Origin of the sequence: Microcystis sp. M061S2, from assembly GCF_020245605.1 — a bacterium.
GTDB lineage: Bacteria > Cyanobacteriota > Cyanobacteriia > Cyanobacteriales > Microcystaceae > Microcystis.
In genome coordinates, this window is the sequence record NZ_JADBUP010000074.1 from 50190 (window position 1) to 63009 (window position 12820).

The window sequence follows — 12820 nt, forward strand, 5'->3', positions numbered from 1 at the left end:
TATGAATTATGAATTATGAATTGGGGTGTGGGGAAGTGGGGTGTGGGGAAGTGGGGAAGTGGGGAAGTGGGGAAGTGGGGAAGTGGGGTGTGGGAAGCTTTTCAGTTATCAGTAAACAGTAATCAGTGAACTGAAAACTCACATCTGATAACTGATAACTGATAACTGATAACTGCCAGACAAGCCGGACAAAGTTAAGTTATATTAAGATTACTCAGAATGCGTCCTCGTCCCATTCAGAAATCTCATGACTCAACCGCAAGCACAACGCATCCTCTACGTTAGACTCCCCTGTAACCCCATTTTCCCCATCGGTGTCGTTTATCTTTCCGACCACGTTCATAAACTATTCCCCGACATCGAACAAAGGATTTTTGACCTTGGCACCGTCCCCCCCTTAGACTTTAACCAGGCACTCGATCGCTGTGTTGACGAATTTCGGCCCACCCTGCTAGTATTCTCCTGGCGGGATATTCAAATATATGCTCCCGTCGGTGGTCGCGGTGGTAATCCCCTGCAAAACGCCTTTGAATTTTACTACGCTAAAAACCCCCTAATCAAGCTGCGAGGTGCTTTAGGAGGTTTAAAGGTGACAACAGCCTACTACGGCGAATTATGGCGCAATCAGGGACTAATTCGCCGAGGGTTGCAGCAGGCCAAAAAATACCATCCCGAAGCGCGAGTTATCGTCGGGGGTGGTGCCGTCAGTGTTTTCTACGAACAACTAAAAACCAAACTGCCCACAGGAACAATTGTATCAGTGGGAGAAGGGGAAACGCTGCTAGAAAAATTCCTCTCTGGCCGGGACTTTAGCGATGAACGTTGTTATGTCGTCGGAGAAACCACACCCCGGCCGCGTTTAATCCACGAATCCCCCACCCCGTTAGAAAAATCCGCTTGTAACTACGACTATATCGCCAGTATTTGGCCGGAATTTTCCTACTATTTCCAAGAAAACGACTTTTATATCGGGGTACAAACCAAGCGCGGCTGTCCCCATAACTGCTGCTACTGCATCTATACCGTTGTCGAAGGGAAACAAGTACGCATTAATCCCGCCGATGAAGTAGTTAAGGAAATACGCCAATTATACGACCGCGGCATTCGCAATTTCTGGTTTACCGATGCCCAATTTATCCCCGCCAGAAAATTTATCGACGATGTAGAAGAACTATTAGAAAAAATCCTCGCCGCTGGGATGAAAGATATCCATTGGGCTGCCTATATTCGCGCCGATAATCTCACCCCGAAACTGTGCGATTTAATGGTAAAAACAGGCATGAACTACTTTGAAATTGGTATCACCAGTGGTTCTCAGGAATTAGTCCGTAAAATGCGGATGGGCTATAATTTGCGGACAGTTCTGCAAAATTGTCGGGACTTAAAAGCGGCGGGTTTTAATGATCTGGTTTCGGTAAATTATTCCTTTAATGTTATTGATGAAACCCTAGAAACTATTCGTCAAACTATCGCCTATCATCGGGAATTAGAAAACATTTTTGGAGTCGATAAAGTGGAACCAGCCATCTTTTTTATCGGACTACAACCCCACACCCATCTAGAAGAATACGCCATCAAAAAAGAAATTCTTAAACCCGACTACGATCCCATGAGTTTAATGCCCTGGACAGCCAAAAAACTGCTCTGGAATCCTGAACCTTTGGGGTCATTCTTTGGCGAAGTTTGTCTGCAAGCATGGCGACAAAATCCCGATGATTTTGGACGGGAAGTGCTGAAAATTTTGGAAGCAAGACTAGGGAAAGCCGATTTAGAATCCGCTCTGACCGCACCCATAGAAACTAAGGAAAAAGTCTTAATTCCTGCTTAAAAATTAATTTTAGTCAATCCCAAGGCGGCAATTAGCGTTACCATGAGTCTGAAATCAGGAGATGATCAAAATCCCTTTACCGGTAACTGCAAAATGACCGACCATCGCCTCCATGGGCTAGAATTAGCGGAATATATCGCCCTAGGATTAACCCTGCTTACCCTTATCGCCATGGGTGCGGGGTTTTTGCCTTTGTTCCTCCTAGTCGTGACTTTCGGGTTGAATATTCTCAATCGTCTCCGAGAAAGAACCAGGCAACTTCAACGCTTAACCGAGATAACCGGTCATTTACAGGAGCAGTGGGAAGAAGAAAAAGAAGCTTTATCGGCCCAAATACAGTCCCTCACTCCCGCGGTGGCCAGCGATAACGCCCGTGCGGTCGCAACGCGCTCGCTACGCGAGATCGCAGAATTAGAGGAGAATATTCTCACCCTCGAACAGTCCTACAATCAAATTATTCAATATATCAACCGTAACGGGCTGCTGGAACGCATCGAACATCTGGAAAAATCCTACAGTCGCTTACAAAGAGAGATTTTGCCGCTTAACGAAGAATCAGCAGATATTAACGCCATAAAAGCGGAAAATGAGCCACAAATCACCCTACCCGCCCTTAATTTAACTCCCACTTCCCCCCCCGTCCCTATCCCCCATTGGCACTATTATCGCCGTCTGAGCGCCCATCGGGAAATGATTACAGCGATCGCAATTACTGAGGATCAAAGGTTTTTAATTAGCGTTAGTTGGGATCGTACCCTAAAAATCTGGGATTTTGCGAGAGGAACCCTGATTAATACGGTGGAAGCTCATGATCAGGGCATTTTAGCCCTAGCAGTCACCAGAAACGGCGATTATCATCTAGCGACGGGAGGATTCGATCAAACCGTTAAATTATGGACTTTAGCCAGCGATGGCAGTAATCTGGAATTAAATCAAATTTTCCTCGGTCATCTCGGTTCGATTCACGGTTTGGATTTTGCCCCCCGTTGGCATTTTTTGGTGAGCGGTAGTTACGATCAAACCCTAAAACAGTGGAATTTAGAGCAGGAAAACGAAGAATTTAGCTCCTATGACAGTCTAGGGGCAATTTATGCCCTAGCAGTGGCTCCTAATCAAGATTTTATCGCCGCAGCTGGAGGTGATGGCACTGTCACCCTCTGGCAATTGGGATCGGGAGCAAAAATCGCCGTCCTATCCGGTAACGTTTCTTCGGTGCAGAGTCTGGCGATCGCTGCCGATGGTCAGATTATTGCCGCCGGTTGTGTGGATGGGACGGTGAAAATCTGGCGATACGACCCCGAGAAAAGCGGTCATTTTGCGCCAATTCGGGTGATCAATGCCCATAATGGTCAGGTGACCAGCTTGGTATTCGCAGAGGAGGGTCAGTGGTTATTTACCGGGGGAACCGACGGAGAGATTAAAATCTGGTTAGCCAATTATCAACAGGCGATCGCCACTCTCACCGCTGCCGATGGGCGATCATCGCCAATTTCCAGTTTAGTTCTCAGCCCCGATTATTGTCACCTAGCGGCGGCTGCGGCCGACGGCAGCATCACCATCTGGGAAAATATCACTTAATGGTCGATCGAACTAGAAAAATTGTATAATGTAATGTCCCGGACTCGGTCAGGCCAGTTTGACCCGAAGAAAAAGTGACTGAGTTAACTGTCGTTTCTGCCCAATAGTTGTCATCGGGGCATCGAGAACGCGAGAGCGATCGCTTATCCCAGAATCATTACCCATAGTAAAAAATTCAGAATGAAGACTCCAACAGATCAAAGATTTGATTACGTCAAAATCGGTTTAGCGTCCCCCGAGAGAATTCGACAATGGGGAGAAAGAACCCTACCTAACGGTCAAGTCGTCGGAGAAGTAACCAAACCAGAAACGATCAACTATCGGACTCTCAAACCGGAAATGGATGGGTTATTCTGCGAGAAAATTTTTGGCCCCTCCAAGGACTGGGAATGTTGGTGCGGTAAATACAAACGCGTCCGTCACCGGGGAATTGTCTGTGAACGTTGCGGGGTGGAAGTCACCGAGTCCCGGGTACGTCGTCATCGCATGGGTTTTATCAAATTAGCTGCCCCCGTCACTCACGTTTGGTATCTCAAAGGTATTCCCAGTTATCTCAGTATCCTGCTCGATATGCCCCTGCGGGACGTGGAGCAGATCGTCTATTTTAATGCCTATGTGGTTCTCGATCCGGGTAACGCGGGCAATCTTAGTTATAAACAACTCCTCAGCGAAGATCAATGGTTAGAGATCGAAGAAGAAATCTACGCGGAGGATTCGGAATTAGTCGGCATTGAAGTGGGTATCGGGGCCGAGGCTATCCAAAGACTCTTACAGGAAATTAACCTGGAAGAAGAAGCGGAAAGACTGCGGACGGAAATTGTCGAAAGTAAGGGGCAAAAACGGGCAAAATTAATTAAACGTCTCCGGGTAATCGATAACTTTATCGCCACGGGTTCTCAGGCAGAATGGATGGTTTTAAGCGTAATTCCCGTGATTCCTCCCGATTTACGCCCGATGGTGCAGTTGGACGGCGGCCGTTTTGCCACCTCTGACCTGAACGATCTCTACCGTCGGGTGATTAACCGCAATAACCGTTTATCCCGTCTGCAAGAAATTCTCGCCCCGGAAATTATCGTCCGCAATGAAAAACGGATGTTACAGGAGGCCGTCGATGCTTTAATTGATAACGGTCGTCGCGGTCGCACGGTGGTGGGGGCCAATAATCGCGCCCTGAAGTCTTTATCGGATATTATCGAGGGTAAACAGGGGCGTTTCCGTCAAAATCTCCTCGGTAAACGGGTTGACTATTCGGGACGTTCGGTTATCGTTGTCGGTCCGAAATTGAAGATCTATCAATGCGGTTTACCCCGGGAAATGGCGATCGAATTGTTCCAACCCTTCGTTATCCATCGTTTAATTAAATTAGGCATCGTCAATAATATCAAGGCAGCCAAGAAAATGATCCAACGGGGGGATGCCAATGTTTGGCACGTCTTGGATGAAGTAATCACGGGACACCCGGTGATGTTAAACCGCGCTCCTACCCTGCACCGTTTGGGCATTCAAGCGTTTGAACCGATACTGGTGGAGGGCCGGGCGATTCAGTTACATCCCCTCGTCTGTCCCGCTTTTAACGCTGACTTTGACGGCGACCAAATGGCCGTACATATTCCCCTCTCCCTGGAAGCACAATCGGAAGCGCGATTATTGATGTTAGCTTGTCATAATATTCTCTCACCGGCGACCGGTCGCCCGATTGTTGCCCCTTCTCAGGATATGGTTTTGGGTTGTTATTATCTCACGGCCGAAAATCCCAAGGCCCAAAAGGGTGGGGGTCGTTATTTCGCCAGCATGGATGACGCTATTCGCTCTTTCGATCAGGGATTGGTGGATCTACACGCTTCTGTGTGGTTGCGTTTACCCGTCGGAGAAAAGGTGAAAACCAATAAACCCGATGAGGAAGTCCTGGAAACGGAAACTCTCCCCGATGGCAGCATCTGGAAATATTATCGGGAGCGCAAAACCAGGGAGAAGGATGGTGAGATAATTTCTCAGTATGTGCGTACTACTGTGGGGCGAATTATCTACAATAAGACGATTCTAGAGGCTTTGGTGGTCTAGAGAGAGATTAGGTTAGGGTGGGCAATGCCCACCTTAATTTTTAGGCTAAAGCGGCAATACATTCTATTTCCACTAGCACATCTTTGGGAAGACGGGCCACTTCCACACAGGCCCGGGCCGGGGCAGTTTCCGGGGGGAAATAACGGGCATAAACTTGATTCATCGCCCCGAAATTGGCTAAATCCGAGAGAAAGACGGTAGTTTTCACCACATTTGACCAATTAGCCCCGGCAGCGGTTAAAATGCCCTCTAGATTGGCCATAACTTGTTCGGTTTGGGCGCTAATTTCCCCAGAGACGATTTCACCCGTGACGGGATCTAGGGGAATTTGTCCCGCAACAAAGAGAAAAGGACCAGGAGCGGCGATCGCTTGATTATAGGGACCCACAGGGGCCGGAGCTTTATCAGTACGGATGACCTGATTATTCATGGGCAGGATAGTTAAAAAAGATGACATTGAATCAATTGAATATTTTCCCAGTTTTTCGATCGCTTGCAGTTAATTTTCGCCGGTTAGGGGGTTTAATTTTGACTGATTGTCTTTATCGAAGGTGCGCTAAAAGCGATTGTACGAGAAATAAGTCAACATTTATGACGTTGCAATTCTGCATCTAACTCTGTTAACAAAGCATATATTCTATCAAAATCATGTTGAGTTTTAGAAGGAGCGTCATAGGTTCTCAAAGTACCTTTAGTATGAGTATGAGCCGCTCGATTGCGACTTCTCTTTAGATTACCGAGATCACCTTTTAAAGCACTAATTTTACCGGTTTTTTCTAACTTTTTTTCGATTTTTTCTAATGTTGCTAAACCAATAACCATAATCAACATTTTTCTAAAAGCTTCATATTGAAAGTTAGAGTTAGGCTTAATAATCTCGTCTTTGATGAATTTTTGGTTAGCTGGGGACTTTAAGCATCGTTTAGCACATCTTAAAACTATATCATCCATAGTTTCCTCGATCCAGCCACATAATTCTATAAGAGCTAGTTTAGAATAAAAAATCTTTTGATCATCACTTGTAGAGTCATTATAGAGTTTATCAAGCCTGTTTAACGTCTTGAATAAATAACTTTTAGTAATCATTACCAGTAGATGAAAAAATTTTGATAGATGTATTAATTCTCTCTAAAGCCTTATCTTTTTGATAAATACCACTAGCTAAATTTTTAGTCAAAAATGGTTCAGATTTTATTAATCTAGAATACTTGTCTTGTAATTCATCATTGGAGAGATTGACTAAAGTATCTAAATTCTTGGCAACTCCTAACAGAATTCCCTCAGCAATAACTTTACTGGTTTTGAGAGGTTCCTCTTTGAAGATTCTATCATAAATTAAGTCAACAGTTTGCTTAAATAATTTATCTTTATCTTGAATGAAATCTTCGTGAGCAAATCTATGTTTATACATATAATCATTTAAAAATCTGGTCAATTTCCCCTTGTAGTTCTGGTATTCATCATAAAAAGCAAAGAAACGAAGCACTAATTCTTCATCTTCAAATCGAGATGCTTTTTGCTGCTTTCGATCCATCAGCAAAAGCCAGTTTTCATATTGAGCGCATTTTTTTAAAAAACTATTAAACTCGCCATTATAGATACAATTTCTGATCTCCTGATTATTGAGTTTTACTCCACCGGTATTTAAGCGATGGAAAATGGTAAAAATATAATTATTATGAGCTTTTTTGCTGGAGTCATAGCGAATCATGGTGATGGGAATAGTCATATTTTCTACGCGTTCATATAATTCTTCATGCTGAGTTTTTATTTCCTCAACTGTTTTTCCAGAAATAGACGAATCTACATCAGCTAATTTTGATAGCCTCCAATTTTCAGTAGTTAAAAATTTGACGATGGTACTAATTCGTTGTAATCCATCGATGATATAGCGTTTATCTGTCTTATAGTCAAGACTAATACACATACTAGGAATCGGTAACTGTTTCATTAAACTATCAATAAAACGAGTTTGTTGTGGATAAGTCCACACCACATCTCTTTGAAAATCTGGATCGATAACCAATTGTTTTTTTTGATACATTCTAACTAGATCAGAGCAGGATCGCTGCTCATTGTAAGCAATAATATCTACAGGAGGAAAATCCACATCATCTTCTTCCTCTAGATACTTTTCTTCTTCGGATGCTAGTAATTTCTCTTCTTGAGTGAGATAATTAACCATAATTTTTATCCCTCCTAATATCTATAAAATTTTCACAGTTAAAAGGGTACTTTATTAGACAATAAAGCACCATTTTAATTTAGCTTAGAACTCTCCTTTTAAAGCGGCATTACAGCGCTCGCAAATAGTGGGATCATCGGCAAATTTTCCCACTTGAGTGGAATAATTCCAACAGCGATCGCATTTTTCGCCGTCTGCTTTGACAATTCCCACCGAAACAAAGTCCGATTCTCCTTTATATTCTGCGGTTTGAATTGCGCTAATATCACTAACTAATTCCACCTGAGAAGAGAGAAATAGATAACGCAATTCATCGACTTTATTTCCCGTTAAACTATCACAATTGTTGAATAATTTTAACTCCTGTTGTAAGGTTTCATCGGGAACATAAAGTAAAACTTTTGCCTCTAAAGAAGCACCGATCGCCTTATCATTTCTTGCAGTTTCCATCACCTTATTAACTTCGGTGCGTAGCTGCCGGAATTTGGCCCATTTATCGGCCAATTCGCGATTATTCCAAGCAGGATCGATGTTTAGCCATCCTGACTCAAATACCGATAAATAAGGAGTTTTGTAGGGGAGAAATTGCCAGATATCTTCCGCTAGATGAGACAGGACAGGAGCGATCGCTTTAGCAAGATTTTCTAAAGCAATAGCATAAACTGTTTGACAACTGCGACGACGGAAAGAATTAGAATCAGAAATGTATAAACGATCCTTAGCGATGTCGATATAAAAGTTAGATAAATCGACAACACAAAAATTCTGTACCGTCTGGAAAAAGCGGAAGAATTGGAAACTTTCAAAAGCTGCCGTAACTTCCGTAAACACCTCCGAGATACGATGTAACATATAGCGATCAATCTCCGGTAGCTTTTCATAAGCTACCGCATCTTTAACGGGATCAAAATCATTTAAACTCCCCAGTAAAAACCTGGCAGTATTCCGGATTTTATTACGGATATCTACCAACTGTTTAAGAATATTTTTACCGATATTCACATCATTGGTATAGTCCACCGAGGACACCCATAACCGAATCACATCCACCCCATAAGCGGGTTCTTTTTTCTGGTCTTTACCCCCATTAATGATCACATTGGGATCGATGACATTACCCAGAGATTTACTCATTTTTCGTCCCTGTTCATCCAAAACAAAACCGTGAGTTAACACCGTTTTATAGGGAGCAATACCATTAGCAGCGACACTGGTTAATAAACTCGATTGAAACCATCCCCGATGCTGATCCGATCCTTCTAGATACATATCCGCAGGATAACTTAATTCTGGTCGAGCATTAGCCACCGCATTCCAACTAGAACCAGAATCAAACCACACATCCATAGTATCCATTCCCTTGCGATAACTGCGACCATTATCGCGATAACTGGGAGGCAACAATTCCTCTACAGATAACTCCCACCAAGCATTAGAACCCTTGACCGCGAAGATAGCTTGAACGTGATTAATCGTCTCCTCCGTTAACAGAGGTTCATTCGTTTCTTCGTCATAAAAAACAGGAATAGGAACCCCCCAACTGCGCTGACGAGAGATACACCAATCGCTTCTTTCACTAACCATAGAAGTGATGCGATTCTTACCCGTTGCAGGAATCCAACGCACCGAATCAATTGCATCTAAAGCTAATTCTCGGAATCCTTCCACGGAAGCAAACCATTGTTCTGTTGCGCGGAAAATTGTCGGTTTTTTGGTTCTCCAATCGTAGGGATATTTATGCTGGTATGCTTCTTCTTTGAGTAAGGCACCCTTTTCTGTCAGTGCTAAAATTATCGCTTCATTAGCATCTTTCAGGACATTTAAACCCGCAAATTGTCCCGCTTCTGCGGTGAAATTTCCCTTATCATCCACGGGAGAAAGTATCGGTAAACCGTAACGTTGGCCGACGATATAATCCTCCTGACCATGGCCGGGGGCCGTGTGAACTAATCCGGTGCCGGAATCAGTGGTGACATAATCCCCACCGATGAGAATCGCACTTTCTCTGTCAAACAAAGGATGACGATATTTAGTATGTTCTAATTCCAGACCTTTAACCGTTGCTTTAATTGTCAAAGTCCTGTTAAAAGTGTCGGCCAATTTTTCGACTAAATCCGTCGCTACAATTAGATAATTAGACTCGCTAGTTTCCACCACTGAATAGTTTAATTCTGGGTTTAATGCGACGGCCAAATTCCCGGGTAAAGTCCAGGGGGTAGTCGTCCAGATAGCGACGGATAAATTAGGCAAAAATGGCCTTAAAACCGGGGTTGAAACTGACGTAATTGGGAAAGCAACATAGACACTGCGGGAAGTGTGACCTTCGGGATATTCTAATTCTGCCTCAGCTAAAGCGGTTTGAGAACTGGGACTCCAGTGAACCGGTTTTAGTCCCCGATAAATATAACCTTTTAGGGCCATTTTTCCGAATACGGCAATTTGAGCGGCCTCGTATTCAGGTTGTAGGGTTAAATAGGGATTTTCCCAGTCTCCCCAGACTCCATACCTTTTGAAACCTTCACACTGTTCTTTTTGCGTTTGAAGGGCAAAATCATGGGCTTTCTGACGTAATTTCAAAGGGGTTAGACCCTCTTTTTCCGAGCTTTTGAGACTTTGTAAAACCTTCAGTTCAATCGGCAACCCGTGACAATCCCAACCAGGCACATAGCGCACTTTGTAACCTTGCAGCAGTTTATATTTATTGATAATGTCTTTGAGAATTTTGTTTAAAGCATGACCGATATGCAGGGACCCGTTAGCGTAGGGGGGGCCATCGTGGAGAATAAATAATTCTTTGGGGTTATTTTGCGCTAATTTCTCATATATTTGCTCATCTTGCCAGAATTTCTGGATTTCTGGCTCACGTTTGCTGGCATTTGCTCGCATATCAAAGTCAGTTTGAGGCAAATTAACGGTATCTTTGTAACTTTTAGCGTTGGACATTCTGGCAAACCTATGGATATCAATCGTTTTCGGGATTCATTCCTAAATAACGTCCCTTTGAGAGTCGTTATCTCTAGCCTGTCACATAACTGTAATATAAATATTACAAGTGACAATCATTGATCTATAAGTCTAGCGAGATTGTGTCCAAGAGCGATGATTCCCAAAGGCTATAATTTAGTTATTCGAGGATAGGGAGCATGGGGACGATGGTGACGAATCCTAATTTTTTTTATGTCTCTCCAGAAGTGTATCTAGAAGGGGAAAGAGTCAGTCCGATCAAGCACGAGTACCGAAAAGGACGGATTTATGCGATGGTAGGCGCAAAAAAGCCGCATATCGTTTTATCGGCCAATTTAGCCAAGGTTTTAGGTAATCATCTCGATGATAGTCCCTGTCTTGTTCTCACTTCCGATATCAAAGTCCGGTTAGAGGAGGCAAATTGTTATTATTATCCCGATATTGCGGTGGTTTGTGACGAGAGAGAGATTAACAATACCGATGATTTTATTCTCTATCCCGTTCTGATTATTGAAGTATTATCGAAATCTACGGAATCCTTTGATAGGGGTGATAAATTTAGCGATTATCAAACCTGTCCCACCTTAAAAGAATACATTCTTATTCATCAAAACCAGAGGAAAATTGAATGTCACCGTCGCGAGGATTCGGGAGTTTGGCAAGAACAGATCTATGAAGCGGGAGATGAGGTAGAATTTACCAGTGTAGGATTCCGGGGATCGATCGCTTCTATCTATCGCAAAGTCCCCGGTTTGGTATGATTACAATTCTTTTTTGACATCGCACTTTTAGGTCTCTAATTCTCTAAAGCTTCAAACTGACGTAAGGCAAGACTAGAACCTTGGTTCCAGCCTAATTCTACATAATAGGGGAAAAGTTTCTTGATATTTATATCGGGAAAGAGACGACTATTTTCGCTTTCTTGATAACCGTCTTCTCTGAACAGATATATTTTTAATTCTTCCCGACGATAAACCCACAATTCGGGGATTTTTAGCAATTGATAGGCCTCTACATCAGTCAGAGAAGTAAAATCCACTTCTATAGCTAAATCGGGAGGAGGATCAACAGTTAAATCAATTCTCTCTTTGCCTAAAATTGCCTGTCTATTATCAATATAAAAACAACTATCTGGTTCTAATCCCGCTTCCCCCGGCATTTTCAAGGTAATCGGATCAAAACATTGCCAGTCTTTACCTTGGCGACGGAGGATAATTTTTACTAAATCCCTTAATGTATCAACACGATTGCCATGACTTGGTAAAGGAGACATAAGCCGAATTTCTTGAGTTTTGCGATTAAAATAGAGTTTGGGATAGGTTTTTTGGAGACGTAAACTCAGCAATCTTTCGTAATCTTCCCAAGTCTGATGCGGAAAAATAACTTGACTGCCCGGAGATAAAGATAAAGTATTTTCGTTGAGAGTAATTAGTAGCATTTTGATAATTATTTTTAGTTTGTCAGATCCCCCCGCCTATCGGCACCCCCCTTATTAAGGGAGGCAGGGGGGATCAAGGGGGGATTAAGCTCACTTTTATACAAAAAGTGTTTTAACTAAAATTCTCTAAAGCTTCAAACTGACGTAAGGCAAGACTAGAACCTTGATTCCAGCCTAATTCTACATAATAGGGGAAAAGTTTCTTGATATTTATATCGGGAAAGAGACGACTATTTTCGCTTTCTTGATAACCGTCTTCTCTGAACAGATATATTTTTAATTCTTCCCGACGATAAACCCATAATTCGGGTATTTTCAACAATTGATAGGCCTCTACATCAGTCAGAGAAGTAAAGTCCACTTCTATAGCTAAATCGGGAGGAGGATCGACAGTTAAATCAATTCTTTCTTTGCCTAAAATTGCCTGTCTATTATCAATATAAAAACAAGTATCTGGCTCTACTCCCGCTTCTCCAGGCATTTTCAAGGTAATGGGATCAAAACATTCCCAGTCTTTACCTTGACGACGGAGGATAATTTTTACTAAATCACTTAAAAGATTGATACGTTTGCCATGACTTGGTAAAGGAGACATAAGCCGAATTTCTTGAGTTTTGCGATTAAAATAAAGTTTGGGATAGGTTTTTTGGAGACGTAAACTCAGTAATCTTTCGTAATCTTCCCAAGTCTGATGGGGAAAAATAACTTGACTGCCCGGAGATAAAGATAAAGTATTTTCGTTGAGAGTAATTAGTAGCATTTTGGT

10 protein-coding genes are annotated in these 12820 nt (G+C 42.8%); 4 read left to right on the forward strand and 6 right to left on the reverse strand.

Going from position 1 to position 12820, the window contains the following annotated elements; translation table 11 throughout:
- Positions 1-247 precede the first annotated feature (247 nt).
- The 3 genes from IM475_RS13235 to IM475_RS13245 all read left to right on the forward strand — a co-directional run bounded on the left by IM475_RS13235 (position 248) and on the right by IM475_RS13245 (position 5467).
- Positions 248-1828: a photosystem II high light acclimation radical SAM protein gene (locus IM475_RS13235; protein ID WP_287727867.1), complete on the forward strand. Its 1581-nt coding sequence runs from the start codon at positions 248-250 to the stop codon at positions 1826-1828.
- A 42-nt stretch (positions 1829-1870) separates the two neighbouring features.
- Positions 1871-3406, forward strand: coding sequence for a WD40 repeat domain-containing protein (locus IM475_RS13240; protein ID WP_287727868.1), 1536 nt, complete (start codon positions 1871-1873; stop codon positions 3404-3406).
- 180 nt (positions 3407-3586) lie between these two features.
- Positions 3587-5467, forward strand: coding sequence for a DNA-directed RNA polymerase subunit gamma (locus IM475_RS13245; RefSeq protein ID WP_002737004.1), 1881 nt, complete (start codon positions 3587-3589; stop codon positions 5465-5467).
- Positions 5468-5507: 40 nt separating this feature from the next.
- Here the strand turns inward: IM475_RS13245 and IM475_RS13250 are convergent, their stop codons facing one another.
- From IM475_RS13250 to ileS, 4 genes are all read right to left on the reverse strand, one after another.
- Positions 5508-5924, reverse strand: a complete 417-nt coding sequence (locus IM475_RS13250) for a RidA family protein (protein WP_002762767.1) — start codon at positions 5922-5924, stop codon at positions 5508-5510.
- Between the two features lie 125 nt (positions 5925-6049).
- Positions 6050-6553, reverse strand: a complete 504-nt coding sequence (locus tag IM475_RS13255) for a HEPN domain-containing protein (protein ID WP_287727869.1) — start codon at positions 6551-6553, stop codon at positions 6050-6052.
- Complete coding sequence (locus tag IM475_RS13260) at positions 6543-7652, reverse strand: DUF262 domain-containing protein (protein ID WP_287727870.1); 1110 nt, start codon at positions 7650-7652, stop codon at positions 6543-6545. The genes IM475_RS13255 and IM475_RS13260 overlap by 11 nt, the downstream gene beginning before the upstream one ends.
- A gap of 84 nt (positions 7653-7736) precedes the next feature.
- Entirely contained in the window at positions 7737-10595 is a 2859-nt protein-coding gene (gene ileS, locus IM475_RS13265; protein WP_287727871.1) for an isoleucine--tRNA ligase, read from the reverse strand.
- Positions 10596-10804: 209 nt separating this feature from the next.
- Between ileS and IM475_RS13270 the strand changes: the two genes are divergently transcribed.
- Positions 10805-11377, forward strand: a complete 573-nt coding sequence (locus tag IM475_RS13270) for a Uma2 family endonuclease (protein WP_159253408.1) — start codon at positions 10805-10807, stop codon at positions 11375-11377.
- Positions 11378-11412: 35 nt separating this feature from the next.
- On the opposite strand, the gene IM475_RS13275 is transcribed toward IM475_RS13270, so the two are convergent.
- The gene (locus tag IM475_RS13275; RefSeq protein ID WP_287727872.1) at positions 11413-12054 is read right to left on the reverse strand and encodes a Uma2 family endonuclease; all 642 of its coding nucleotides are present in this window, start codon (positions 12052-12054) and stop codon (positions 11413-11415) included.
- Between the two features lie 112 nt (positions 12055-12166).
- Complete coding sequence (locus IM475_RS13280; RefSeq protein ID WP_287727873.1) at positions 12167-12814, reverse strand: Uma2 family endonuclease; 648 nt, start codon at positions 12812-12814, stop codon at positions 12167-12169.
- Positions 12815-12820: the final 6 nt, after the last annotated feature.

What these genes read in the sequence shown, in the direction of transcription:
- IM475_RS13235 (WP_287727867.1), top strand. Translation starts at nt 248, where the DNA reads ATGACTCAACCGCAAGCACAACGCATCCTCTACGTTAGACTCCCCTGT.
- IM475_RS13240 (WP_287727868.1), top strand. Translation starts at nt 1,871, where the DNA reads ATGAGTCTGAAATCAGGAGATGATCAAAATCCCTTTACCGGTAACTGC.
- IM475_RS13245 (WP_002737004.1), top strand. Translation starts at nt 3,587, where the DNA reads ATGAAGACTCCAACAGATCAAAGATTTGATTACGTCAAAATCGGTTTA.
- IM475_RS13250 (WP_002762767.1), bottom strand. Translation starts at nt 5,924, where the DNA reads ATGTCATCTTTTTTAACTATCCTGCCCATGAATAATCAGGTCATCCGT.
- IM475_RS13255 (WP_287727869.1), bottom strand. Translation starts at nt 6,553, where the DNA reads ATGATTACTAAAAGTTATTTATTCAAGACGTTAAACAGGCTTGATAAA.
- IM475_RS13260 (WP_287727870.1), bottom strand. Translation starts at nt 7,652, where the DNA reads ATGGTTAATTATCTCACTCAAGAAGAGAAATTACTAGCATCCGAAGAA.
- ileS (WP_287727871.1), bottom strand. Translation starts at nt 10,595, where the DNA reads ATGTCCAACGCTAAAAGTTACAAAGATACCGTTAATTTGCCTCAAACT.
- IM475_RS13270 (WP_159253408.1), top strand. Translation starts at nt 10,805, where the DNA reads ATGGTGACGAATCCTAATTTTTTTTATGTCTCTCCAGAAGTGTATCTA.
- IM475_RS13275 (WP_287727872.1), bottom strand. Translation starts at nt 12,054, where the DNA reads ATGCTACTAATTACTCTCAACGAAAATACTTTATCTTTATCTCCGGGC.
- IM475_RS13280 (WP_287727873.1), bottom strand. Translation starts at nt 12,814, where the DNA reads ATGCTACTAATTACTCTCAACGAAAATACTTTATCTTTATCTCCGGGC.